General features: G+C 72.5%; 19 protein-coding genes and 1 tRNA gene. 16 read left to right on the top strand and 4 right to left on the bottom strand.

Annotation, left to right across the window (positions count from 1 at the left end; genetic code table 11):
- Positions 1-95: 95 nt before the first annotated feature.
- The 9 genes from eno (at position 96) to BGP79_RS14515 (ending at position 10,979) form a co-directional block, all read left to right on the top strand.
- Positions 96-1,376, top strand: a complete 1,281-nt coding sequence (gene eno / locus BGP79_RS14560; RefSeq protein WP_076696688.1) for a phosphopyruvate hydratase — start codon at positions 96-98, stop codon at positions 1,374-1,376.
- A 146-nt stretch (positions 1,377-1,522) separates the two neighbouring features.
- Positions 1,523-2,449, top strand: a complete 927-nt coding sequence (locus BGP79_RS16240) for a septum formation initiator family protein (RefSeq protein WP_083701963.1) — start codon at positions 1,523-1,525, stop codon at positions 2,447-2,449.
- Between the two features lie 128 nt (positions 2,450-2,577).
- Positions 2,578-3,210, top strand: coding sequence for a DUF501 domain-containing protein (locus tag BGP79_RS14545; protein ID WP_233121572.1), 633 nt, complete (start codon positions 2,578-2,580; stop codon positions 3,208-3,210).
- A complete protein-coding gene (locus BGP79_RS14540; protein WP_083701961.1) occupies positions 3,188-4,261 on the top strand; it encodes a Ppx/GppA phosphatase family protein in 1,074 nt (357 codons plus the stop codon). Before BGP79_RS14545 ends, BGP79_RS14540 begins: the two co-directional genes overlap by 23 nt.
- A 2-nt stretch (positions 4,262-4,263) precedes the next feature.
- A complete protein-coding gene (locus BGP79_RS14535; RefSeq protein ID WP_083701960.1) occupies positions 4,264-5,796 on the top strand; it encodes a S8 family serine peptidase in 1,533 nt (510 codons plus the stop codon).
- A gap of 110 nt (positions 5,797-5,906) precedes the next feature.
- Positions 5,907-7,421 (top strand): NAD(P)/FAD-dependent oxidoreductase, encoded by a 1,515-nt coding sequence (locus tag BGP79_RS14530; RefSeq protein WP_083701959.1) that lies wholly within the window; start codon positions 5,907-5,909, stop codon positions 7,419-7,421.
- Positions 7,422-7,664: 243 nt separating this feature from the next.
- Positions 7,665-7,738 (top strand) — tRNA-Leu (locus BGP79_RS14525).
- A gap of 329 nt (positions 7,739-8,067) precedes the next feature.
- Positions 8,068-10,011 (top strand): HNH endonuclease signature motif containing protein, encoded by a 1,944-nt coding sequence (locus tag BGP79_RS14520; RefSeq protein WP_076696682.1) that lies wholly within the window; start codon positions 8,068-8,070, stop codon positions 10,009-10,011.
- Between the two features lie 86 nt (positions 10,012-10,097).
- The gene (locus BGP79_RS14515) at positions 10,098-10,979 is read left to right on the top strand and encodes a Bax inhibitor-1/YccA family protein (protein WP_076696680.1); all 882 of its coding nucleotides are present in this window, start codon (positions 10,098-10,100) and stop codon (positions 10,977-10,979) included.
- 242 nt (positions 10,980-11,221) lie between these two features.
- Here BGP79_RS14515 and BGP79_RS16800 read toward each other — a convergent pair whose 3' ends face one another.
- A complete protein-coding gene (locus tag BGP79_RS16800) occupies positions 11,222-12,058 on the bottom strand; it encodes a hypothetical protein (RefSeq protein ID WP_198928491.1) in 837 nt (278 codons plus the stop codon).
- A gap of 52 nt (positions 12,059-12,110) precedes the next feature.
- Between BGP79_RS16800 and BGP79_RS14505 the strand changes: the two genes are divergently transcribed.
- Positions 12,111-12,554 (top strand): MarR family winged helix-turn-helix transcriptional regulator, encoded by a 444-nt coding sequence (locus BGP79_RS14505; RefSeq protein ID WP_076696678.1) that lies wholly within the window; start codon positions 12,111-12,113, stop codon positions 12,552-12,554.
- A 52-nt stretch (positions 12,555-12,606) separates the two neighbouring features.
- Here the strand turns inward: BGP79_RS14505 and galK are convergent, their stop codons facing one another.
- From galK to BGP79_RS14490, 3 genes are read right to left on the bottom strand one after another with little or no spacing between them, the layout of a single operon-like run.
- Positions 12,607-13,764: a galactokinase gene (galK, locus tag BGP79_RS14500; RefSeq protein WP_076696676.1), complete on the bottom strand. Its 1,158-nt coding sequence runs from the start codon at positions 13,762-13,764 to the stop codon at positions 12,607-12,609.
- Positions 13,761-14,981 (bottom strand): galactose-1-phosphate uridylyltransferase, encoded by a 1,221-nt coding sequence (gene galT, locus BGP79_RS14495; protein ID WP_233121570.1) that lies wholly within the window; start codon positions 14,979-14,981, stop codon positions 13,761-13,763. Before galT ends, galK begins: the two co-directional genes overlap by 4 nt.
- On the bottom strand, positions 14,978-15,793 hold the full coding sequence (locus BGP79_RS14490) for a DeoR/GlpR family DNA-binding transcription regulator (RefSeq protein WP_076696672.1): 816 nt from the start codon (positions 15,791-15,793) through the stop codon (positions 14,978-14,980). Before BGP79_RS14490 ends, galT begins: the two co-directional genes overlap by 4 nt.
- Positions 15,794-16,162: 369 nt before the next feature.
- Between BGP79_RS14490 and BGP79_RS14485 the strand changes: the two genes are divergently transcribed.
- The 6 genes from BGP79_RS14485 to BGP79_RS14460 all read left to right on the top strand — a co-directional run bounded on the left by BGP79_RS14485 (position 16,163) and on the right by BGP79_RS14460 (position 26,004).
- Positions 16,163-17,539, top strand: a complete 1,377-nt coding sequence (locus tag BGP79_RS14485) for an ABC transporter substrate-binding protein (protein ID WP_076696670.1) — start codon at positions 16,163-16,165, stop codon at positions 17,537-17,539.
- An 82-nt stretch (positions 17,540-17,621) separates the two neighbouring features.
- Entirely contained in the window at positions 17,622-18,572 is a 951-nt protein-coding gene (locus BGP79_RS14480; RefSeq protein ID WP_233121567.1) for a carbohydrate ABC transporter permease, read from the top strand.
- A complete protein-coding gene (locus BGP79_RS14475; protein ID WP_076696668.1) occupies positions 18,569-19,477 on the top strand; it encodes a carbohydrate ABC transporter permease in 909 nt (302 codons plus the stop codon). The genes BGP79_RS14480 and BGP79_RS14475 overlap by 4 nt, the downstream gene beginning before the upstream one ends.
- On the top strand, positions 19,474-22,731 hold the full coding sequence (locus BGP79_RS14470; protein WP_233121565.1) for a glycoside hydrolase family 2 TIM barrel-domain containing protein: 3,258 nt from the start codon (positions 19,474-19,476) through the stop codon (positions 22,729-22,731). The genes BGP79_RS14475 and BGP79_RS14470 overlap by 4 nt, the downstream gene beginning before the upstream one ends.
- A 31-nt stretch (positions 22,732-22,762) precedes the next feature.
- On the top strand, positions 22,763-25,072 hold the full coding sequence (locus BGP79_RS14465; RefSeq protein ID WP_083701958.1) for an alpha-galactosidase: 2,310 nt from the start codon (positions 22,763-22,765) through the stop codon (positions 25,070-25,072).
- Entirely contained in the window at positions 25,069-26,004 is a 936-nt protein-coding gene (locus BGP79_RS14460) for an aldose 1-epimerase family protein (RefSeq protein ID WP_076696664.1), read from the top strand. Before BGP79_RS14465 ends, BGP79_RS14460 begins: the two co-directional genes overlap by 4 nt.
- Positions 26,005-26,066: the final 62 nt, after the last annotated feature.

Raw genomic sequence — 26,066 nt, 5'->3', positions numbered from 1 at the left:
CTCAGGGCGGGGTCCGCGGACGGCCCGGGCCGCCGACAAGAAGCCCGACGACCGGCGTCAGACCACGCATCAGCTCGACGAACAGGAGTCCTTTCATGGCCACCATCGATGCCATCCACGCGCGGGAGATCCTCGATTCCCGCGGCAACCCGACCGTCGAGGTCGAGGTGCTGCTCGACGACGACTCGTTCGGCCGCGCCGCGGTGCCCTCGGGCGCCTCGACCGGTGAGTTCGAGGCCGTCGAGAAGCGCGACGGCGACGCCGGCATCTACCAGGGCAAGGGCGTCACCTCCGCGGTCAACGCCGTCGTCGAGACCATCCAGCCGGCCCTGCTCGGCTTCGACGCGACCGACCAGCGCCTCATCGACGCGACGATGGTCGACCTGGACGGCACCGAGAACAAGAGCAAGCTGGGCGCCAACGCCATCCTCGGCGTCTCGCTCGCCGTGGCCCGTGCGGCCTCCGAGTCCGCGGCCCTGCCGCTCTACCGCTACCTCGGCGGCCCCAACGCGCACGTGCTGCCCGTGCCGCTGATGAACATCCTCAACGGCGGTTCGCACGCCGACTCCGACGTGGACATCCAGGAGTTCATGATCGTGCCCCTGGGTGCGGCGACGTTCTCCGAGGGCCTGCGCTGGGGCGTCGAGGTCTACCACAACCTCAAGAGCGTCCTGAAGAAGGAGGGCCTGAGCACGGGCCTGGGCGACGAGGGCGGCTTCGCCCCGAACCTGCCGTCCAACCGGCACGCCCTCGACATCATCACCACGGCGATCGAGAAGGCCGGCTACACCCCGGGCAGCCAGATCGCGTTCGCCCTCGACGTGGCGTCGAGCGAGTTCTTCGACAAGGGCGCCTACCAGTTCGAGAAGCAGTCCCGCAGCGCCGAGGAGATGAGCGCCTACTACGAGGACCTCGTCGCCAACTACCCGCTGGTCTCCATCGAGGACCCGCTGGACGAGAACGACTGGTCCGGCTGGCAGACCCTCGCCGCGAACCTCGGCGAGAAGGTGCAGCTGGTGGGCGACGACCTGTTCGTCACCAACGTCGAGCGGCTGCAGCGCGGCATCGACGAGAAGGCCGCGAACTCGCTGCTGGTCAAGGTCAACCAGATCGGCTCCCTGACGGAGACCCTGGACGCGGTCAGCCTCGCCCAGCGGGCCGGCTTCACCACGATCACCTCGCACCGGTCCGGCGAGACGGAGGACACGACGATCGCCGACATCGCCGTCGCCACCAACGCCGGCCAGATCAAGACGGGCGCCCCGGCCCGGTCCGAGCGCGTGGCCAAGTACAACCAGCTGCTGCGCATCGAGGAGGAGCTGGACGACGCGGCCCGGTACGCCGGAGCGAGCGCCTTCCCGCGTTTCTCGGCCTGATCCGCCTCCGCGCTGGCTACGGTAGGAGGGACGGCACCGCACCCGCGGCGGCCGTCCCTCCACCGGTGAGTCCGCCGGCCCCGTCCCCACCGGATCGGCCGCCGCGCCGCCAGGGATGACGACGTACCGAGAGCAGCAGGAGTGCCATGTCGACGCGACGACCGAACGTGCCCCGGACCGGGCCGGCCTCCGAGCCCCGTCCCAGCACGAGCGCCGTCGACGGCAGGGCCGACGGGTCGACGCCGCAGCCGGGGAAGCCCCGCAGCGGCCACACGGGCTCGACCGCCGCACACCCGCCGCGGCCGGTGACCTCCGCACTGCCGGTCACCCGCACGTCCCCGGTCCGGAGCGCCGGCAGCGGCTCGGGCACCGCTCACCGCAGTGGCTCCGGGTCCACCGCGGCGCACCCGCGCGGCGGCAACCGGTTCCTGCGGGGCCTGCGCGGCGGTGCCGGGACGGACGGGAACCAGACCGGCCAGGATGGGTCGAGCAAGGATCATTCGGGGGCGGAGCGTCCGAGCGGTGGCCGTTCCGGTGAGGGCCGCCCCGGCCGTGGCCGGAAGGACGCCTCCGCGACGTCGACCACCCCGACGCGCTACACCGTGCGCCGCGAGGACGGGCGCGTCAACTATGCCTTCACCGACGGGGGAGCGCGTCCGGTCTCCGCGGGATCGACGGCCGTCCGCCCGGTTCCGGCCAAGGCCTTCTCGGGCCGCCTGCTCGCGCTGGCCCTCGTGCTGGTGACGATCACCATCCTGCTCGCGCCCACCGTGCGCACCTACCTCGCGCAGCGCGCCGAGATCAGCAGCCTTCAGCAGAGCATCAGCGAGGAGCAGGCGCAGCAGACCCAGCTCAAGGACCAGCTCGCGCGCTGGAACGACCCCGCCTACGTCAAGCAGCAGGCCCGTGACCGGCTGTTTTACGTCATGCCGGGCGAGACGGGATACTTGGTGATCGGGGCGGGGAACACCGACGAGGTCCCGCCGGTCGCCACCTCGGCCGAGTCCGACAGCGGACCGCAGCCGTGGCTGGACGCCCTGTGGACCTCCGTGCAGGGTTCCGCCGCCCGCTGAGCAGCACCGCTGGACAGCACTGCTCCAGCACTGCACCAGCACCGCACGAGAACAGCCGACAGCAGGACAGGCACCGCGGGTCCGGGCGCCGGAGGCCCCCGATCCCGGTGCCCGGAGAGGACATGCACGTGAGACCGCGCACCGGTACCGGTGAGGACCTCGACGGCCAGGGCGGCGTCGACCCCCGACAGCCGACCCCGGCGGACCTCGACACCATCAGCCTCCAGCTCGGCCGGCCGGCGCGCGACGTCGTCGAGATCAGTGCCCGCTGCGTGTGCGGGAACCCGCTGGTGGCCGCCACCGCCCCGCGGCTGGGCAACGGCATCCCGTTCCCCACGACGTTCTATCTCACCCACCCGGTGCTCACGGCCGCGGTGTCGCGGCTCGAGGCCACCGGCACCATGGCCGCGATGAACGAGCGGCTGGCGGCGGAGCCCGATCTGGCCGCACGTCATCGCGACGCCCACGCGCACTACCTCGCCGAGCGGGACCGGATCGGGGCGCGAGCCGGCACCGGGGAGGTGCCCGAGATCGCCGGCATCTCCGCGGGCGGCATGCCCGACCGGGTCAAGTGCCTGCACGCGCTCGCCGGTCACGCCCTGGCCGCCGGGCCGGGCGTCAACGTCCTCGGCGACGAGGCACTCGCCGGCGTCGCCGACGACTGGACGCCCGACCGCTGCACCTGCACCGGCGCCTGGGACCCCGACGCCGCCGTACCGACGAAGGATCTGAGCCGACATGTCCGACGCCTTGCCCGCTGACCGCCCCGCCGACGCTTCCTCTTCCGGCTCCGCTTCTTCCGGTTCCTCTTTCTCCGGCGCTGTTTCTTCCGGCTCACGCCGGGTCGCCGCCATCGACTGCGGCACCAACTCGATCCGCCTGCTGATCGCGGACGTGTCGGCGGACGGGACCTCCCTCACCGACGTCGTGCGCACCATGCGCGTCGTCCGGCTCGGCCAGGGCGTGGACCGGACCGGACGGCTCGCCGACGAGGCGCTCGAACGCACCTTCGCGGCCTGCCGCGACTATGCGGACCAGTGCCGGGAGCACGGCGCCACCGCGGTGCGCTTCGTCGCCACCTCCGCGACCCGCGACGCCGAGAACCGCCAGGACTTCGTCGACGGCATCCGCGACATCCTCGGCGTGGAGCCCGAGGTCGTCAGCGGTCACGAGGAAGCGGCCCTCTCCTTCGCCGGCGCCCTCAGCGTGCTGGACCCGGCGCAGCCGCTGCCCGCCCTCGTCGTCGACCTCGGCGGCGGCAGCACCGAGTTCGTCCTCGGCGACCGGGACGGCGTCCGCGCGAGCCTGAGCACCGACATCGGCTGCGTCCGGATGACGGAGCGGCACCTGACCGCGGACCCGCCCACGGCGGACCAGATCGCCGCCGCGACCGCGGACATCGACGCGGCGATCGACGCAGCCGCCGCCGTCGTCCCGTTCGAGGACATCGCGACCGTGATCGGGGTCGCCGGCACCATCACGACCATCACCGCCCACGCCCTCGATCTGACGGCCTACGACGCCGAGACGATCCACGGCACCGAACTGCCCGTCGCCACCCTCCGCGCCAGCGCGGACGCGCTGCTGCACGCGACCCGCGAGGAGCGGGCGGCGATGCCGTTCATGCACCCGGGGCGGGTCGACGTGATCGGGGGCGGGTCCCTGATCTGGTCCCGGATCCTCGAGCGGGTCGCCGCCGCGACCGCCGCGGCGGACGGGACCGCCCCGGCGCCGGTGACGAGCGCCGTGACCAGCGAGCACGACATCCTCGACGGCATCGCCCTGAGCGCTCCGGCCGCGGAGCAGCGCTGAGCATGACGGCACCGGCGACCTCACGTCCGTCCGCGCGCCCGTCGTCAGCCACCGCGGCCCCCACCGGCTCGGGCCGGGGAGGTGCTGTCCGTGGCGCAGGCCGCGGCGCAGCCGCCGGCCTCCTGGCCGCCGTGCTGGCCGGTGGGGGCTGGCTGCTGCCCGTCACCCCGGCCACCGCGGCGGACGGCCCGGTCCCGGCCGAACCGCGGCCCACGCCGGCCGCGACCCGGACGACGGCCCCGGCCACCCCGACCGCGTCCGCGACGGCGACTCCCACCGCGTCTGCGACGCCCGACACCCGGACGCCGGAGTACTGGATGCACGAGTACGGCTTCGACGAGGCGCAGAAGGTGTCCCGCGGCGCCGGCGTCACGGTCGCCGTCATCGACACCGGCATCGCCACGGACCATCCCGACCTCGCCGGCGCCGTCGCCGGGGGCACCGACGTCTCCGGTGCCGGCGCGTCGGACGGGTCCGAGCCGATCGGCTTCGAGTCCGAGCACGCCACCATGGTCGCGACCCTGCTGGCCGGTCGCGGGCACGTCCCGGCGGGCCGCACGTCGAGCAGCGCATCGAGCAGCGCATCGAGCAGCGCCGACGCCGGCGCCTCGGGCAGCGCCGACGCCGGGAAGAACCGCTCGGCCGGCATGCTCGGGGTGGCCCCCGAGTCGAGGCTGCTCAACGTCTCCGCCTGGGTCGGCGACGGCAACCCCGGTGGCCGCGACATCATGGACCAGATCCCGGCGGCGGTGCGGTGGTCGGTCGATCACGGCGCAAAGGTGATCAGCATGTCGCTCACCAGCACGAGCACGTCCTGGCCCCGCAGCTGGGACGACGCGTTCGCGTACGCCGAGCAGAAGGACGTGCTCGTCGTCGCCGCGGCGGGCAACCGGGCCGGAGGCATCACCCAGGTGGGGGCGCCCGCGACCATGCCCGGGGTGCTCGCCGTCGGGGGGCTGGACCGGCAGGGGAAGGCGAGCTGGGACGCGTCGGCGCAGGGCATCTCGATCGGTGTCAGCGCGCCGTCGGAGGACCTCGTGGGCGGCCTGCCCGGGGGCGGCTACCGCACCTGGGCCGGCACGTCGGCGGCCACCCCGTTGATCTCCGGCCTCGCGGCGCTGATCCGCTCCCGCTGGCCCGAGCTCAGCGCGGGGGAGGTCGCGAACCGGATCGTCAGTACCGCGCACGACGAGGGCGCGCCCGGCCGGGACCCGATCTACGGCTTCGGAGCCGTCGACGCCGCCCGCGCGCTCACCGCCGACGTGCCGACCGCTGCCGGCGACCCGCTCGGCTCCATCACCGAGTGGATCCGCGTGCACCGCCGGGCGAGCGACCCGCAGGTCACCGCGCCCGCAGCGGCACCGAGCAGGCGAACCGCGCAGGCTGTGCCCGTCCCCGCCGCACCGACGCCGCACCGCCCCGTCTGGGACGGCGGCATCGTGCCCGGCCTGATCGTCGTCGGATTCGGTGCGGCCCTCGTCGTCATCGTCGGGGCCGCGGCTGCGCACCTGACGTCGCTGCGCCGTCGTCGTTGACGTCCGCTCGATCACACCGCCCGACGTCCGCCCGATGTCCACCGCCCCGCCGCGGATCGGCGCGGCGCCGGGCTCGTGGACGGCTCGGCGGAGTGGGTAGCATGGCCCCTATGGCGCCTACACCCCAAGTCGTGAATCGTCCGCGCATCCTGATCGTCGGCGGAGGCTATGTCGGCCTCTACACGGCCCTCGGCCTGCAGAAGAAGATCAAGGAGCAGGGTGGCATCGTCACCCTGGTCGATCCGCTGCCCTACATGACCTACCAGCCGTTCCTTCCCGAGGTCGCTGCCGGCAACATCGAGTCGCGGCACGCCGTGGTCTCGCACCGGATGCACCTGAAGGACACCGAGCTGATCAACGGCAAGGTCATCAAGGTCGACCACGACGCCCGGACGGCCACCATCCAGTCCGTGGACAACGAGGATCCGTTCCAGCTGACCTACGACGAGATCGTGATCGCGGCCGGGTCCATCACCCGGACCTTCCCGATCCCGGGTCTGGACGAGGCCGCCGTCGGGCTGAAGGCCATCGAGGAGGCCAACGGCATCCGCAACCAGACGCTCGAGCTGATCGAGACGGCGTCCCTGACCGCGGACGAGGAGGTCAAGCGGCGTTCGCTGACCTTCGTCGTCGTCGGCGGTGGTTTCGCCGGCATCGAGATCCTCGCCGAGCTCGAGGACATGGCCCGCGTGGCGGCCGAGCGCAACCCTCGCCTGAAGCCGTCCGACCTGCGGTTCGTCCTCGTCGAGGCGATGGGCCGGATCATGCCCGAGGTCACCGAGGAGCAGGCGGTCAAGGTCGTCGAGCACCTGCGCAGCCGGGGCATCGAGGTCCACCTGAACACCTCGCTGGCCTCCGCCGAGGGCGGGCACCTCAAGCTCATCTCGATGCCGGACAAGGCGCCGAAGGACGAGTTCGACGCCGACACCCTGATCTGGACCGCCGGCGTGCAGGCCAACCCGATGGTCAAGCAGACCGGGTTCCCGCTCGACGAGCGCGGCCGGGTTCGCGTCAAGGCCGATCTGCGGATCGCCACCGAGGACGGCGTGGTGCCCGGTGCGTGGGCCGCCGGCGACGTCGCGGCCGTGCCGGATCTGACCGGTGAGGGCCCCGGCGGGTTCTGCGTCCCGAACGCGCAGCACGCGCTGCGGCAGGCCAAGCGCCTGGCGAAGAACGTCCTGCTCGCGCGGGCGGGGCAGCCGCTGGTCGACTACAAGCACGCCTCCCTCGGTGCGGTGGCCGGCTTCGGCACCTGGAAGGGTGTCGCCAAGATCGTGCTCGGCGGGAAGACCATCAAGATGGACGGTCCGCTGGCCTGGCTCGCGCACCGCGGCTACCACGGCATGGCGATGCCGACGGTGGAGCGCAAGGCCCGCGTGGTCGGGAACTGGGCGATCTCCCTGGTCGCCGGCCGGGACACCACCCAGCTGCTGAACCTCAACGACCCGACCCGCACGTTCCGCGAGGCCACGTCCCCGACTCCGAAGATGGCCTCGCCGTCGACGGTGCCGGTGGGTACCGACCCCAACCGCGAGCGCAAGGGCGTCGACTCCCGTCGTCATTCGCTGCCGCTGGCGGCCGGTCCCCGGGAGACCACGCCGGAGCAGACGCCCACCGTGCGCTGACGCTCCGTCACTGCTTCATCGAACGGGCCCGGTCTCACGACCGGGCCCGTTCGTCGTGTCCGGGCCTTCGTCTGCCGCGCCGACTGCTCGCGGCCTGGCACCGCTCGACCGCGGAGTGGACTGTTCTTGCCGTTGGCGCGGGTTCTTCCCGGCGCAACAGCAAGAACGGTCCCGTTCACGTCGTCGGATCGTCCCGTCGGTCGCCGTCCCGGTAGCGTGGGGGAGTCCGGGCTCAGTTCCCGCGCCCCAGTAGCCCAATCGGCAGAGGCGGCGGACTTAAAATCCGCGCAGTGTGGGTTCGAGTCCCACCTGGGGCACCGTCGGGTCGCGGTGGCCTCGTGACGGGACGGCGCGAGAGTTCGGCCGGCGGCGTGAGCTTCTCGGCGCCGGGATGGAGCGCTCCGGAGTACGTCACGAGGACCGCGCGACGTCGAGCTCGTGGAATGCGTTGTATGGCGGGTCCAGCACGACGACGCCGAAGCAGGGGCCGAGGACGGTGGGCTGACCAGATGGCCCAGGCCGTCGTCGTGTCGCGGGTCGGTCGGGATGGGTAGACATCTTCCCCTGACCGGTGGGTGTCATCGGAGTTATCAACAGGCTTCCCGCCGCCACGAGTTCTGTCGTTGGCGGCTGGTTGAGTGGACTCATGGAAGCCCCCGTGGACCCGACGACCCAGCCGCAGCCGATCGCTGCCGTGCTGCCGGGCCTCGGACTGTTCGGGTTGGACCTCCCGGGCGCGGGGTTGCCCGGTCAGGATCCGGCCGGTCGGGATGGAGCCCGACAGCACCGGCGCGGTGAGAGCTCGGGTGTCGATCCGGAGCCAGCGTCGGCGCCCCCGTATGACGACGACGAAGGGGCGCCCGCCCTGGCTGCCCGCCTGTCCCGGACTCACATCGGCGCCGATCTCGACCTCGCGATGTCGGCGCTGGAGGACGTGCGCCGGCTGGAGTCCTGGGTGGCGTCGGCGAAGCACCGGCTCGTTCGTGAGGCGCAGCAGGCGGCCCGCGCCGCGCACGTCCGGTGGGTCGACGCCCACCCCGACCCTTCCGCCGGCGCGCAGGTGCGCGGGGGCCTTCCCCGCGCGGAGCGGCTGGCCGTGGCCGAGCGCGATGGAATCGCCCAGATCGCCTGCGCCCTGCACCTCAGCGAGGCGGCCGCGTCAGGACTGCTCGCCGACGCCGTTCGGCTGGCTGAGCACCTCCCGCGGACCGCGGCCGCCCTTGCCTCGGGCGCCATCACGGCAGCGGCGGCCACACTGATCTCCGGTGAGACGGCCGAGTACACGGACCACCTACCCGGCTGCGTCGACGAAGAGGCCGTCGTGCAGCTGCGGTGGTCGGTGTCCGCTACCGAGGAAGCCCTGCTCGGCGCGGCCACCCGCGGGCGCACCCGGCCCCAGTTGCTGGCGCGGGCGCGCCGAGTGCGCGAGTTCTGCCACCCATCGACCTTCTTCGAGCGGGAGCGGAGGGCACGGGCCGAGCGGTTCGCGCGCATCAGTCCGGACCGGGACGGGATGGCTCGGTTGTCGGCCCTGTTGCCGGCCGCGGTGGCCTGGCGGATCGACGGGCACCTGTCCGCGGTCGCCCGGAGTCTGCGGGCGGAGGAGACGGGCGGCTCGTCGGTCGATGCCGGGCCCGGGTCCTCATCGGCATTCGGGACCGAGGCGATTCCTCCTGCCGGCAACGACGACGCCGCACGGGGCGTGGACGCGGCCGGCGACACGGCGGGCGGAGGTCTCGAGCGGCGGACGATCACTCAGCTGCGGGCCGACGTGCTGGCGGACCTGCTCGCCGGCGACGGTGCTGGGGAGCCGAGCGCGGCGGCAGGTCGTGGAGGGCTGTCGTTGGTTGGGCAGGCCATTGCGACCAGATCGGTCGCGGCGGGAGACGCCCTGGACGCAGCGGGGCATCCGGAGCCGCAGGTGTTGCTCACGATGCCGGCCGCAACGCTGCTGGGCGGCGACGACCCCGGCAATCTCGGGTCCTTCGGTCCGATCCGTGCCGCCGACGCTCGACGACTGGCCCTCGCGGCCTATTCGTTCATGCTCGGCGTCACGGTGGACCCCACCCGCGACGGCGCCCGGGTTCTGCCGATGCTCGTCACCGGCGGTGATCAGTACCGGATCCCGGCGGCCCTGCGACGAGCGCTGGCGGTGCGCGACGGAACCTGTCGTTTCCCCGGTTGTCGCCGTTCCGCCGCCCGCTGCGACGTCGACCATGTCGTCGCCTGGGCCGATGGTGGCCGGACGGAGCCGGCGAATCTTGCCCACCTGTGCCGGAAGCATCACGTGCTCAAGCATCACTCCGGATGGACGGTCGACGCGGGGCCCCCACCACCGGCGGTGAGCCGTCGCGTGGGACGCCGCCCGGACAGGTGCCGCGCGGAGGTGGGCCGGACGGCGCCGGCAACGCCGGAAGCGGCGGTGATCCGAGAGACGGAAGCCTCTGCTGGACCTCGCCCACCGGACGCCGCTATCCGACCGAACCGGAGGACCCGCCCCCGTTCTGACGGTCAGCGGCCCTCGGTACCCGCGTCGGCGGTGTCCCGCTCCCAGCTGACTCGCAGGCTTCGTCCGCACGTCACGCCGTGAGAGAACAGCTCGCACAAAAGCTGGTACGAAAGGCCGTTCTCGATAGACTGGCCGCTCCAGACCCCTTCTCGAGGAGACAAGACGCGATGGCAGCCGGAGGCAACCCCCTGCTGAACAACAACCCCGTCTTCACCGGCCGGGCGCGGGACGGGCGGGCCGGTTACGCGCCCGCTCCGCCCCAGAACCCCTACGGCCAGAACGGCTTCGGTCAGGCCGGCTACGGGCAACAGCCCTACGGCCAGCCGAACGACCTGCAGGACCTGTACAACCGCCCCTCGGCGACCCCCGGGCAGACCGGCCGGATGACCTTCGACGACGTCATCGTCAAGACGTCCATGACGCTCGGCCTCGTCGTCGTCGGTGCGGCCATCGGCTGGTTCGTGCCGGGCCTGATGCTGATCGGCATGATCGGCGGCCTCGTCCTGGGCCTGGTCAACTCCTTCAAGCGGGAGCCGGTCCCGGCCCTGATCCTCGCGTACGCCGCGCTGGAGGGCCTGTTCCTCGGCGGCCTCTCGGGCTTCCTCGAGGGCATCTACCCGGGCATCGTCGTCCAGGCGGTCGTCGGCACCTTCTCGGTGTTCGCCGTGACCCTGGTGCTGTTCCGCAGCGGCAAGGTGCGCGCCACCCCGCGGGCGATGAAGTTCTTCCTGATCGCCCTCGCCGGTTACGCCCTGTTCTCGCTGGTCAACCTGGGCCTGATGGTCTTCGGCGTCACCAATGGCATGTTCGGGCTGCACAGCGCCAACATCCCCGGGACCTCCATTCCGTGGGGCGTCGTCATCGGCCTGCTCGCCATCGGCCTCGCCGCGTTCTCCCTGATCGTCGACTTCACCTCGATCTCCGAGGGCGTCCGCAACGGTGCGCCGGCCCGCTTCGCCTGGACCGCGGCCTTCGGGCTCACCGTCACCCTGGTGTGGCTGTACGTCGAGATCCTGCGCCTGATCGCCATCCTGCGCGGCAACGACTGACGCACGGACAGCCTGACGCGCTGACCCCTCACGCGCTGAACGACCTGAATCACTGAACGACCTGGATCACTGAACGACCTGAATCACTGAACGACCTGAATCACTGAACGACAGCGGCCCCGGCATAGCGCCGGGGCCGCTGTCGCGTCCGGACGCGCCCATCGGACAGCTCTGCCGGACACTGGGAGTCTCGGCGCCGGCCGCCGGACACTGAATGCCGGACGCCGGACGCCGGACGCCGGTCAGTCGGTGGTCCAGCGACGGGGGATCTGGTGGACGGTCGTCCCCTGCAGCACGAAGCCGGCTGCGATCAGCCACGCCAGACCCACGAAGCGGACGACCGGCAGCACCGCGGAGAACGGTGGCCACAGCAGGGTGAGGAAGGACAGCTCACCGAGCACCGCGAGGACCAGCCCGATCCACGCCAGCCACCGGGGGAGCAGGCCCATGATCAGACCCGGCACCGCGATGCCGGCGATCAGCAGGCCGAGCCCGGTGGCGAACGCGACGCCGCCGAGGAGGAAGCCGACGGCGGCCAGCGCCAGGGCCACCGGCGGGGTGGCGGCCACCTCGGGCAGCGCCGCGACCCACAGGACCGCGGCCGCGACCATGAGGGAGACCGCGGCCACCGACCCGCCGAACCAGCCGATGGACGGCCCGGGCACCGCCACCCGGAGCTGCCGCAGCCGGGTGTATGCGGTCGCGGCGTAGATGCCGAGCGGCACCGCGGACCCGAACGTGCAGAACGCGAGCCAGACGACGGCCGCGGGGTAGGCGGTGGCCACGGCTGAGGCCGTGCTCGCGAGGCTGACGGTGGGAAGGACGGCGCCCGCCGCGGCTGCGGACCCGCCGACCCCGACGACGGTGCTCGCCAGGGCCACGATGGCCAGCGCGCCGAGGTGGGGACCGGTCGCGCGGTGCGATCGGCGGCGCGGGCCACGATCGGGCGGCTGACCGGTCGGGGCGCCGGTTCCGAGGCCGGTCGCGGGCCCGGTCACGGGATGGTGCTGCGCGGAGGTGGCGGGGGAGACGGTGGAGGAGGAGTCGGCGGGGCGAGGTGTTCCGGTGGGCGAGCTCATGACTCGATCGTTCACCTGATGAATCAGTCTGTCAATGACGTAATGTGGGCGCATGACCGACCATCCGTCCCGTGTCCCCTTCCTCCTGTCCCAGCTGGGGTCGGTGGCCGCCGACCGCTTCGCCGCGGGTGCTCGGGACGCCGGCGTGAGCCCGTCCGAGGCCGGGGTCCTGCGTCTGGTGGGTCGCCAACCGGGGTCCAGCCAGCGTGAGGTCGCCCGCTCCGCCGGCGTCGTGCCCAGCCGGATGGTTCCGCTCGTGGACGGGCTCGAGGACCGCGGCCTGCTCGCCCGCGAACGCAGCGCCACCGACCGGCGCACCTACGCGCTGCGGCTCACACCCGCGGGATCGGCCGTCCTGGCCGCGCTCGGCGGGGTGGCCAGGGGGCTCGACGACGAACTGACGGCGGCACTCTCGTCCGACGACCGGGACCTGTTGACCGGACTGCTCAGCCGGATGGTGGACGGACTCGGCCTCGACCGGGACCTGCACCGGTAGAGAACCTGCACCGGTAGGCCGCCGGGCGCCGCGGCCGACGCGAGCGGTGCCCTCAGCCGATGCGGCGGGCTCCGTCGGCCGGTTCGACCGGAAAGATGTCCGGCGCGGCGCACCCGGCGGCGTCGAACGCCTCGCGCACCGCGACCGACACACGCTCGACGTCGGCGGAGCGCACCAGGGCGATGGCCGAGCCGCCGAAGCCGCCGCCGGTCATCCGGGCCCCGTATGCACCGGCCGTCCGGGCCGCCGCCACGGCGGTGTCCAGCTCGGTGCAGCTGATCTCGAAGTCGTCCCGCATCGACGCGTGGCTGGCGTCCAGCAGGGGGCCGATCTCAGCGGGGGAGGAGGAGCGCAGGGTCTGCACGGTGTCGAGGACCCGCTGGTTCTCGGTGACGATGTGCCGCAGCCGCCGGAACGTCACCTCGTCCAGCCGGCGCTCCGCGTCACCCAGGTCGGCCACGGTGACGTCCCGCAGGGCCCCGACGCCCAGCGTGTCCCGGGCGAGCTCGGTGGACCGCCGCCGGTCCGCGTAACCCCCGGTGGCGTGCTCGTGCTTCACGTGCGTGTCGATCACCAGCAGCACGAGCCCGTGCTCGGTCAGGGGCAGCGGGACCGTCTCGCTGTGCTGGTCGCGGGTGTCGAGGAAGACGGCGTGCCCGGCGGCGCCGCGCAGGGACGCGGTCTGGTCCATGATGCCGGTCGGGGCTCCGGCCATCTCGTTCTCGGCTCGCTGACAGGCCAGGACCAGCTCGTCCAGCCCGATCGAGGACCCGGTCAGGTCGCGGAGCCCGACGGCGACCGAGCACTCCAGGGCCGCGGAGGAGGAGAGTCCCGATCCGGTGGGCACGGTCGAGTCGACCAGGATGTCCGCGCCCTCGATCGTGACGCCCCGCTCGCCGAGCGCCCACACGACACCGGCCGGGTAGGCGGCCCAGCCCTCGACCGCGCCGGGAGCGAGGGACGCGAGGTCAATCTCGACGACGCCGTCCTGGGACCGGGAGGCCAGCCGCAGCCGCCCCGAGTCGTTCAGCGCGATCGCCGCGGTCGTGGCCGCGTCGATCGCGAAGGGGAGGACGAACCCGCCGGTGTAGTCCGTGTGCTCGCCGATCAGGTTCACCCGGCCGGGGGCGGTGAACAGTCCGTCCGGGGCATCGCCCCCGAAGACGGCGCGGAACTCCGCCGCCAGGCGGCCGGCGTCCACCGCGCTCACCGGTCGACCACCGGATCCGGGGCGGACGCCCGGGCCGCGGAGGCCGCGGCGGACGTCGGTACGGACACTGCCGCGGACGCCGGCGCGGGTGCAGGAGCCGTCGGCTCGCCGGAGACCGAACGGAGCCGCTCGGCCACCTGCTCGGGAACGGTGTCGTTGATGAACGCGCCCATCGCGGCCTCCGACCCGGCGAGGAACTTCAACTTGTCGGCCGCCCGTCGCGGCGAGGTCACCTGCAGATGCAGCCAGGACGCCGCTCGCAGCCGCGGGTCCGCCGGCGCCTGGTTCCACGCCGCGATGTACGGGGTGGGGGAGTCGTAGAGGTGGTCCAGCCGGTTGAGCGTGTCCAGGTAGACGCGCGCGGCGTCCTCCCGTTCGGCGTCGGTCAGCTCGTCAAGGCGGCCGACGTGCCGGTGCGCGGAGATGTGCACCTCGAGCGGCCAGCGGGCCGCCCACGGCACGTAGGACGTGAAGTGCTCACCCATGGTGATGACACGGGACCCCTCCCGCTGCTCGGCCAGGAGCAGGCGCTCGCCCAGCAGGGTGCCGGTCGACTCCAGGTGGGCTGCGGCGCGTTCGCCGAGCAGCGCCCCGCGCGGGGTGACGTACGGGTAGGCGTAGATCTGCCCGTGCGGGTGGTGCAGGGTGACGCCGATCTGCGCGCCCCGGTTCTCGAACACGAACACCTGGGCGATGCCGGGCAGGGCCGAGAGCGCCGCGGTCCGCTCGGCCCAGGCGTCCAGCACGGTCCGCGCCCGCCGCAACGGCAGGGTCGCGAAGGAGCCGGTGTGCTCTGAGGTGAAGGCGACGACCTCGCAGCGGCCGGTGGCCGGGACGGGCTCACCCCAGTGGGGGTGTGCCGGGATCGCGCCCGCGATGGGGCCGAGCGAGGGGAAGCGGTTCTCGAAGACGACGACGTCGTAGTCGGCCGCCGGGATCTCCGACTCACGGCGGGTGCCGTCGGCCCCGGCGTGGCCCGAGGGGCACAGGGGGCACTGATCGGCCGGCGGCAGGTAGGTGCGGGTCTGCCGGTGCGCGGCGATCGCGGTCCACTCGCCGCTCAGCTCGTCGAAGCGCAGTTCGCCCGGCTCTGGACGGGGCGGCAGGGGCCGCGGGTCCGCCGGCGGGGTGAACGAGGACGCGCGGGCCTCGTCGTCGAAGAAGTAGAGGATCTCCCGGTCGTCGGCCAGCCGTCCGGGCACGGGCCGGGCGCTCACGTGCCGACCCCTTGGGCGGGCGCACCGAGGGGCGCGAGGACCACCTCGTCGATGTAGCCGCGGAGCAGGTCGACGGCGGAGGGGCTCATGGCCTCGTCGGTGATCAGGGTCTGGACCTCCTCGAGGCCGGCGATGCGGCTGAGCCCGGACAGGCCGAACTTGGTGTGGTCCGCGAGCACGCACAGCCGTGAGGCGGACTCGAGCATCTGCTGGTTGGTCTCCGCTTCCAGCAGGTTCGGGGTGGTGATGCCGCGTTCCAGGGAGATGCCGTGCACCCCCATGAAGCACACGTCGACGTTCAGGGTGCTCAGCGCGTGCACCGCGAGGGGCCCGACGAGGGCGTCGGAGGGGGTGCGGACCCCGCCGGTGGCGATGACGGTCGGCCCGGGCCGGCCGGTGACCGACGTGTCGAAGCTCCAGAGCACCTCGGCGACGCGCGGGGAGTTGGTGACGACAGTCAGGTCGGGGATCGGGGCGAGCAGCTGCGCCAGGGCGTGGGTGGTGGTGCCCGAGTTCAGGGCGATGGCCATGCCGGGCTCGATCAGCTCGACGGCGGCCGCCGCGATCGCGGCCTTCTCGGCGCCGTCGCGCGCGGCCTTGGCGGCGAAACCGGGCTCCTCCGAGGTCGGCGAGCTGCGCAGGGTGGCACCGCCGTGCACCTTGATCAGCAGGCCGCGCCGCGCGAGGGCGTCCAGGTCCCGGCGGACGGTCATGTCCGAGACGTCGAAGGCGTGCACGAGATCGGTCACCCGGACCACGCCCTCGGCCTGCAGCCGATCGACGATGGCCTGCTGACGCTGGGCGGCGAGCACGGGACCTCCTCGGCGGGCTGGTGGCTGACGGCGGGACGGGCGGAGCTGACGGGACGACGACGCCGGAGCGCGAGGACGAGCGCCGTGGTCGTGTGTCAGCGTGCCCCGCCGCCGATACCGATGTCAACACTTTCGAACATCGTGGTCCGGGACGCCGCTGAATCGTCAGCTGTCTTATCTTCGCTGGTCACCAGCCGATGCGCAAATCGGTCGTTGACACAGTCTGTGATGTCTGGCACATTCTTTCCAACGTCGAAACATGGTGGTTTCTGTTGGATTGGGTGACCGGGTTCCGGTACGCGATCTCGGGGCCACCGGCCGGCGAGACGACGTCGCCGTCCCCGTCCAGCCCAACCCCGAGGAGTCGTCATGGGAATCTTCGATCGGCCCGCCTCCGCGCGGCCCCTGTCCCCGTCGCCGTCGTCGGTCAACCCGCTCGCCCGGGTCGACCTGTCCCGCCGCTCCGTGCTCGGGGGAGCGCTCGGCCTGTCGGCCCTCGGCCTGCTGACCGCGTGCGGCGGAACCTCGACCACCGCGCCGGCCACCACGTCGGGCGCCGCGACGGGCACCGTCAGCTTCGGCTCGAACCAGTCGGACGCCGTGCCGAAGGCCGCCTACCAGAAGGTGGTGGACGCCTTCACCAAGGCCAACAGCGGCCTCAAGGTGAACGTCAACACGGTCGACCACAACACCTTCCAGGAGTCGATCAACAGCTACCTGCAGGGTGCTCCGGACGACGTGTTCACCTGGTTCTCCGGCTTCCGGATGAAGTTCTTCGCCGACCAGGGCCTCGCGGCCGATATCTCCAGCGTGTGGGAGTCCATCGGCGGCTCGTTCAACGACTCGTTCAAGCAGGCCGCGACGGCCACGGACGGCAAGCAGTACTTCGTGCCGTTCACCTACTACCCGTGGGCGGTCTTCTACCGGAAGTCGGTCTTCGAGTCGAAGGGCTACAAGGTCCCCACCACCCTGACCGAGTACGTCGACCTGGCCAAGGGCATGAAGAGCGACGGCCTGACGCCCATCGGGTTCGCCGACAAGGACGGCTGGCCGGCCATGGGCACGTTCGACATCCTCAACATGCGCCTGAACGGCTACCAGTTCCACGTCGACCTGATGGGCGGCAAGGAGTCCTGGGACCAGGACCGGGTCAAGGAGGTCTTCAACACCTGGGGCACCCTGTTGCCGTACCACCAGTCCGGCTCGCTCGGCCGCACCTGGCAGGAGGCCGCGCAGGGCCTGCAGCAGAAGAAGACCGGCACCTACCTGCTCGGCCTGTTCGTGGCCCAGCAGTTCCAGACACCGGGCTCCTCCTCGGCCGACCTGGACGACCTGGACTTCTTCACCTTCCCGAAGATCAACGACGAGAACGGCACCGACTCGATCGACGCCCCGATCGACGGCTTCATGATGTCCTCGAAGGCCAAGAACGCCAACGGCGCGCTCGAGTTCCTCAAGTTCCTCGGCACAAAGGACGCAGAGAAGATCAACGTCCAGACGGACAAGTCGATCGTCGGGGCCGCCAAGGACTTCGACACCTCCGGGTACACGGCACTGCAGAAGAAGGCCGTCGAGGTCGTCTCCTCCGCCAAGCACATCGCCCAGTTCATGGATCGGGACACCCGCCCCGACTTCGCGTCGACCGTGATGATCCCGTCGATCCAGAAGTTCATCCAGAACCCGAAGGACATCAACCCGCTGGTGAGCAGCATCGAGGAGCAGAAGAAGGCCATCTTCGCCGGATGAGCCGGACAGACCACGGGGCCGGTCGCAGCGATCCGACGATGGCGCAGCCGGCCCCGCGGCCCGTGAGCAGGAAGGCACCATCGTGACCACCACCCTCCGACCCGCGAGGACCACCCGGCCCGGCCGCCGGGCTCGTCGCGGTCCCGCCGCCGGCCCGGTCCGGAAGGTCCGCCGTCTGACGGTGGTCGACCGGATCGTCCTCACCGTCATGGTCGGCATCCCGGCCCTGCTGGTGGCCGCCCTGATCTGGGGGCCCTCGATCGCGTCGATCGTGCTCTCGTTCACCACCTGGAACGGGGTCACCCCGCCGCGGTTCATCGGCACCCGCAACTACGAGCAGGTCGCCACCATCTACCCGCCGTTCTGGCCCGCGGTCAGCCACAACGTCCTGTGGCTGCTGTTCCTGCTGCTGATCGCGACGCCGCTCGGGCTGCTGCTCGCCGTCATGCTCGACAAGGAGATCCGCGGCACCCGCATCTACCAGAGCGTGTTCTACCTGCCGGTGGTGCTGTCTCTGGCGCTCGTCGGGTTCATCTGGCAGCTGATCTACTCCCAGGACCAGGGGCTGATCAACCAGCTCACCGGGGCGGACGTCAACTGGCTCGGCGACAGTTCCATCAACCTGCCCGCGGTGCTGGTGGCTGCCGGCTGGCGCCACGTCGGCTACATCATGGTGCTCTACCTGGCGGGGCTGAAGGGCGTGGACACCGAGATCAAGGAGGCCGCCGCGCTCGACGGCGCGACCGAGACCCAGTCCTTCTTCCGGGTCGTCTTCCCCACGCTCAAGCCGATCAACATCGTCGTCCTCGTCGTGACCGTGATCGAGGGGCTGCGGGCCTTCGACATCGTCTACATCGTCAACAAGGGCACCAACGGCCTCGAGCTGCTCTCCGTGCTGATCACCAACAACATCCTCGGCGAGGCCAGCCGCATCGGTTTCGGCTCGGCGCTCGCGGTGATCCTGCTCGTGATCTCGCTGGCCTTCATCATCACGTACCTGTACCAGAACTTCCGGAAGGAGGACGTCCGATGAGCACGGCCACGACCACGCCGGCGAACAGCCGCCGTCCCGCACGGGACGAGACCACCCGCCCCGCCGGGGCGGAACACCGCAGGCCGCTGCGGCCGGCCCGCGTCGTCCTGCACGTCTTCCTCATCGTCTGCGCCGTGCTGTGGCTGATCCCGCTGCTGTGGGCGCTGTACACGTCGCTGCGTCCCTACTCCGAGACCGCGACGAAGGGCTACGTGTCGCTGCCCACGACGCTGACGCTGCAGAACTACATCACGGCGTGGAACCAGGGCCAGATGCCGCGGTTCTTCCTCAACTCCCTGCTGATCGCCGTCCCCGCGGTGATCATCGTGCTGCTGCTCGCCTCCGCCGCCGCGTTCGTGCTCTCCCGCTTCAGCTTCGCCCTGAACATCGGGCTGCTGATGTTCTTCACCGCGGCGAACCTGCTGCCGCAGCAGGTGATCATCACCCCGCTGTACCGGCTGTTCCTCAACCTCGGGCTGTACAACACGCAGGTCGGCATCGTGCTGATCAACGTCGCGTTCCAGATGGGCTTCTGCGTGTTCGTGCTGTCCAACTTCATGCGCACGCTGCCGCACGAGCTGACCGAGGCGGCCCTGGTGGACGGCGCGAGCGTGTGGCGGCAGTACACGAGCGTGATCCTGCCGCTGACCCGGCCGGCGCTCGCGGCCCTGGCCACCCTCGAGTTCGCGTGGATCTACAACGACTTCTTCTGGGCCCTCGTGCTGCTGCGCGACGGCTCCCTGATGCCGGTGACGACGGCGCTGAACAACCTCAAAGGCAACTTCTTCACCGACAACAACCTCATCGCCGCCGGGGCGATCCTCGTCGCGCTGCCGACCGTGTTGATCTACGTGCTGCTGCAGAAGCACTTCGTGTCCGGCCTGACGCTGGGCGCCAACAAGTGACGGCCGAGACGACGACGGGCGTCGAGCTGTTGCCGGACGGCTGGGAGCACAGCACCGCGCCTGGCGCCGGCGCCCTCTCACCGGCCGCCGCGCTCGAGAGCACCGCGCCCAGCGTCTCCCTGGACGGGGACTGGCAGTTCCGCTGGACCGCGCACCGCACCGACGCGCCCGCCATGCCCGGCGAACACGCCGAGCCCGGCCACGCCTACCCGGACCGGGTGAAGGTGCCCGGGCACTGGGTGCTCCAGGGCGGCGAGCCGGCCGGGCGCGGCCCGTGGGGCGCGCCCTGGTACACCAACGTCAACTACCCGTTCCCGGTCGACCCGCCGTTCGTGCCCGACGACAGCGCCGTCGGCGACCACCGCGTCGAGTTCACCCTGCCGGGACCTGACGACGGAGGAGAGGACACGGAGCACCCCCTGCGCGGGTGGCAGGACGCCCGGGCGCTGCTGGTGCGGTTCGACGGGGTGGACGGCGCGTACGCCGTGTGGGTCAACGGCAGCCCGGTCGGCTGGGCCACCGGCAGCCGCCTGGTGCACGAGTTCGACGTCGCCCCACACGTGCACCCCGGCATCAACGTCCTGCAGGTCCGCGTCCACCGGTTCAGCGCCGCCAGCTACCTGGAGGACCAGGACCAGTGGTGGCTGCCCGGCATCTTCCGCCCCGTGACCCTGCGGCTGCGTCCGCAGGCCGGCATCGACGACGTGGACCTCGCCGCGGACCGGGACCCCGAGGCCGGCACCGGCATCCTCGACGTCACCGTCACCGCCCCGGAGGACGCGTTCCCGGTGCGGCTGCACCTGCCCGAGCTCGGCGTCGACGTCACGGTCGGCGCCCACCGGCAGCGGATCGAGGTCGGCCCGGTGGACCCGTGGTCCGACGACGCGCCGCGCCGCTGGACCGTGCGCGTCGAGGCGCCGGGGGAGACGGTGACTCTTCGGACCGGGTTCCGGCGCATCGAGATCCGCGACGCCGTGCTGCTGGCCAACGGCCGGCGCGTGCGGCTGCGCGGCGTCAACCGGCACGAGTTCCACCCCGAGACGGGGCGGGCCGTGACCGAGGAGTTCACGCGCACCGAGCTGATCCGGATGAAGCGGCACAACATCAACGCCATCCGCACCAGTCACTACCCACCCGCCCACCACCTGCTGGAACTGGCCGACGAGCTCGGCCTGTGGGTGATCGACGAGTGCGACCTGGAGACGCACGGCTTCGTGCACCAGCAGTGGCGGCGCAACCCCAGCGACGACCCGGCCTGGCGTGACGCGTACCTGGACCGGATCGCCCGGACCTGGGAGCGCGACAAGAACCACCCGTGCGTCGTGATGGTCTCGCTCGGCAACGAGTCCGGCACCGGGGCCAACCTCGCCGCCATGACCGCGTGGTTGAAGGAACGCGGCTGCCCGCTACCCGTGCACTACGAGGGGGACCGGGAGTCCGCCTACACCGACGTCTACTCCCGGATGTACCCGACGTACCGCGAGTGCGAGCACCTCCTCGCCGGGGATCTGGTGCCCAGCGTGCCCGACGACCGCCAGGAACGGCTCGCCACCCGCCCCTTCGTGCTGTGCGAGTACGGCCACGCGATGGGCAATGGCCCCGGCGGCCTGGCCCGGTACGAGCAGCTGATCGACCGGCACCCGCGGTGCGCCGGCGGCTTCATCTGGGAGTGGAAGGACCACGGCATCGCCACCGCCACCCCCGACGGCACGCCCTATCACGCCCACGGTGGGGACTTCGGTGAGCCGATCCACGACGGCACCTTCGTCCTGGACGGCGTCTGCTTCCCCGACGGCACGCCCAGCCCGGCGCTGCTGGACATCCGGGCGACGTTCGAGCCGGTCAGGATCACCGTCGGCGACGACGGGCGGGTCACGGTGCGCAACCGCAACACCGCTGTGGACACCGGCTACCTGCGCTTCACCTGGCGCCGCGAGGTGGACGGCGTCGCCATCGCCGACGGTGAGCTGCCGTTGCCGCCCGTGCCGGCCGGCGAGACGGGCATCGCCGCCGTCCCCGATCTGACCCTGCCCGAGTTGACCGTGCGGACCCGGCACAGGGCCGGCGTCGCCGGCGACGGCCCGGGGGACGGGACCGACCCGGCCGACCCGGTCGCGGTGCGCCCGGAGAGCTGGCTCGTGGTGACGGCGGCGCTCGCCGCGGACACTCCCTGGGCACCGGCCGGGCACGTCGTCGCGGTCGGGCAGAGCCGGCTCGCCGGCCCGCCGCCCGGCCCCGCACCGGCCGTCCCCGCGGCACCGGGCAGCGCGGTACCGGACGCGGCCGACGGCGTCGAGGACGTCCGGCAGGTCGGGATTGCGGCGTTCACCGCGACCGGAGAGCCGTCCTCCCTCGGCAGCATCCCCCTGCTGGGGCTGGCGCTGTGCCTGGACCGCGCACCGACCGACAACGACCGTGGCACCATCGAGCCGACGCGGGACACCCGCCGCATCGACCGGCCCGGCTTCGACTGGGATGCCGACGCGGGTACCGACCTCGTGCCGGTCGCCGCCGCGCAGCCGTGGGCGGAGCACCGGCTGGGGGACTGGCAGCGACGCACCGTCGACGTCCGCGGCCTGGACAGGGACGACCGCGACGGAGCCCTGACCCGCGTCGAACGGTGGGGCGAGCCGGCGGGCGACGCCGCGGCACGGTTGACGACGACGTGGCGGCCGACGCCGGGCGGGGTCGCGCTGACGGTCACGATCACCCCCGAGGGCAGCGCCGCCGAGCACCCGCTGGCCGCCGCGCGCGAGGGCATCGTGCTGACGCTGCCGGCGGTGCTGGGCGCTGCTGCGGATGCCGCACCGATCGATACCGTGCAGTGGTTCGGGCCCGGCCCGCAGGAGAGCTACGCGGACACGGCGATCGGTGCGCGCGTCGGCCGGCACCGGCTGGCCGTGGACGAGTTCATCACGAGCTACCCGTCCCCGCAGGAGAACGGCAACCGCCGCGGCGTGCGCTGGCTCCAGCTGCGGGCCGGGCAGGACGCGCCGGCGGTCCTGACCGTGCGGGTGCACGCCGCGGACTCCGTCGACGGCTGGCTGAACGTCAACGTCCAGCGACACACCCCGGCCCAGCTCGCCGCCGCCGACCACCCGCACGAGCTGCCCGACTCGGACGTGCTGCACCTGCACCTCGACGTCGCCCAGCACGGCATCGGCAGCCGCTCCTGCGGCGTCGACGTCGAACCCGAGCACCGGCTCGTCCTGCACGAGGCGACCTTCACCGTCGAGTTCCTCACGGCGCGCTGACCGTGCCCCACCCCGGCCCCGAAAGGACCGCATGACCCTCCCCACCCCGGCATCGCCGTCCGGCGCTGGATCCGGCTCCATGTCCGACGCTGCGTCCGACTCCGTGTATCTGCGGGCCGCCGGCGTCAGCGTCCTGCTGGACCTGCCGCACCCCGACCCCGGCCCTCCCGACCAGCACCGCCCCCGCCGGGCGCCCGCGTTCCTGCACTGGGGCGCGGACCTCGGCCCGACGCCGCCGCCGGCCGTGGCGTTCTCCCCGCCGGTCACGCACTCGGGCTGGGACGACCCCGTTGCGCCGCCGGTCGTGCCCGCGGCCGCCGACGGGTGGCGGGGACGGGCCGCACTGCGCGGCAGCCGAGGCGGTGCGGACTTCTCTCCGCGCTGGCGACTGGTCGAGGCTCGCGTGCACGTGCCCGACGGCGGGAATACGGGAAACGGCGGGGGCTGCGGCGGGACCGTCCGGCTGGACCTGGCCGACGAGGCCGCCGGCCTCGCCCTGGCCTGGCACCTGGAGCTCAGTGTCACCGGCGTCGTCCGCGTGACGGCGACCGTGCGCAACACCGGCGCCACCCCGTACCAGCTGGCCGGCCTCGAGGTGAGCCTGCCGGTGGGGGCGGCGGCCCGCGAACTGATGGACCTGACCGGCACCTGGACCCGCGAGCGCCACCCGCAACGGCTTCCGTTCGCGCAGGGTGCCTGGGTCCGCGCCGGCCGGCACGGCCGCACGGGACACGACGCCCCCACCGTCCTCTGCGCCGGAGACGAGGGCTTCGCCCACCGCTCCGGCCGGGTGTGGGCCGTGCACCTGGCCGCGAGCGGGGACACCGAGGTGGTCGCCGAGCGCCTGCCGGACCCCTCCCGCCGGCTCGGCGGCGGCGAGCTGCTCGGCGCCGGGGAGATCGAGCTGGCGCCGGGGGAGGAGTACCGGGGGCCGACGCTGTTCGGCGCCTACGCCGACGCGGGCCTCGACGGGATCGCCGCCGCCTTCCACCGGTGGGTCCGGGCCCGGCCGAATCATCCCGCGACGCCCCGCCCCGTCATCCTCAACACGTGGGAGGCCGTCTACTTCGACCACGACCTCACCGCCCTGACCGAGCTCGCCGACGTTGCCGCGGACATCGGCGTCGAACGATTCGTGCTCGACGACGGCTGGTTCGGCCACCGGCGGCACGACCGGGCGGGTCTCGGCGACTGGTGGGTCGACCCGGAGGCCTGGCCCGACGGGCTCGGCTCGCTGATCGAGCACGTCACCGGGCTCGGCCTCGAGTTCGGCCTGTGGGTCGAGCCGGAGATGATCAGCCCCGACTCCGACCTCGCCCGCGCCCATCCGGACTGGATCTCCGGCCCCGGACACGGCCGGATGCCCGCATCCTGGCGCCAGGAGCAGGTGCTCGACCTGGTGAACCCGGACGCCTACGCCCACGTCCTCGGGGCGCTGGACGCCCTGCTCACGGAGTACCCCATCGCCTACCTGAAGTGGGACCAGAACCGGGACCACACCGAACTCGGCCACGCCGGCCGCCCCTCCGCCCGCGCCCAGACCGCCGCCGGCCTGGCCCTGATGGCCGAGCTGAAGCGCCGGCATCCGGGCCTGGAGATCGAGAGCTGCTCCTCGGGCGGGGCCCGGGTGGACCTGGCCGTCCTCGAGCACACGGACCGCGTCTGGGCGTCGGACTCCAACGACGCCCTCGAACGGCAGACCATCCAGCACTACACCGGCCTGCTCCTGCCGCCCGAACTGGTCGGCGCCCACATCGGGCCGCCCACGGCGCACTCCTCGGGCCGGACGCACGCCCTCGGCTTCCGCGCCGTCACCGCCCTCTTCGGGCACCTCGGCCTCGAGTGGGACGTCCGCCTCACCGACCCGGCCGAGCGGGACGAGCTGCGGCACGTCATCGGGCTCTACCGCCAGCACCGCGCACTGCTGCACGGCGGCGTCACGGTGCGCGCCGACACCGACGGGACGGGGCTGTCCGTCCACGGCGTCGTCGCCCCGGACGCCGGGAGCGCCCTCTACGCCGTGGTCGCGACCGCCACCAGCCCCGACGCGTCGCCCGGCCCGCAACCGCTGCCCGGGCTCGACCCGGGCGCCCTCTACGACGTCGCGCTGGTCGACCCGCTGCACCCCGAGCCGCCCGACTTCCACGCCCCTACCGACCCCGCGGCCGGCCACGCCGCGGAGGACCACACCGTCAAGGAACGGCGTGCCCCGGCCTGGCTTCCCCGGGTGCCAGGGATCAGCGGCGCGGCCCTCGCCGCCGTCGGCGTCACCCTGCCCGTGCTCAACCCCGAGCAGGCCCTCCTCCTGCACGTGCAGCGGACCGGTAGCGTGAGCGCATGACGGCACCCACCCGCCCCGCAACCGGAGAACAGTTCGAGATCGCCGCCGGCGACACCCGTGCGGTGATCACCGAGCTCGCCGCCGGTCTGCGCCTGTTCGAGGTCGCCGGCACGGCCCTGACCGAGACGTACGACGACGACGCGATCGCCCCCGGGGCCGCCGGCGTCACCCTCGCCCCCTGGCCCAACCGGATCGCCGGTGGCCGGTGGACGCAGCCGCTGCCCGACGGCGGCACGAAGGTCCAGCAGCTCGACATCACCGAGCCCTCCCGCGGCAACGCCAGCCACGGCCTGCTCCGCAACACCGGTTACACGCCGATCGAGCATCGCGCCGAGTCCGTCACCCTCTCGGCCGGCATCTACCCGCAGCACGGCTACCCGTTCCACCTGACCCACGAGGTCCACTACGCGGTTTCCGACGACGGGTCGCTCAGCGTCCGGCAGCGGTTGACCAACCGCGGCACCGGCACCGCGCCGGTCGCCCTCGGGGCGCACCCCTACCTGCGCGTGGGCGACGTCCCGGTGGACGAGTTGACCCTGCGCGTGGAGGCGACCACCCGCGTCGTCGCCGACCCGCAGACCCTCATCCCGACCGGGACCGAACCCGTCGCCGGCGAGCACGACCTGCGCGGCGGTGTCCGCATCGGGGCGCTGCGCACCGACTCCGCCTACACGGGCCTGACCGCGGTCGACGGCCAGCACCGGCACGAGCTGCGCGCCCCCGACGGCTCCGGCGTGCAGCTGTGGACCGGGCCCGAGTGCACGTACGCGCACGTCTTCATCACCGAGGACACCCCGGGTCTCGGCCTCGCCGTCGCGATCGAGCCGATGACCGCGCCGGCGAACGCCTTCAACTCCGGGGACGGGCTGCGCTGGCTCGCGCCCGGCGAGGACCTGACCATCACGTGGGGGATCCGCCGTCTGACCCGCTGACGCGCCCGTCCGTGCGCGACACGCCCGGGCGTCGATCGTGTGTCCACCGGGCGACGTGAATT

Source organism: Tersicoccus sp. Bi-70 (assembly GCF_001968825.1).
Lineage (GTDB): Bacteria > Actinomycetota > Actinomycetes > Actinomycetales > Micrococcaceae > Tersicoccus.
This window is presented reverse-complemented; position numbering and strand designations above follow the sequence as displayed.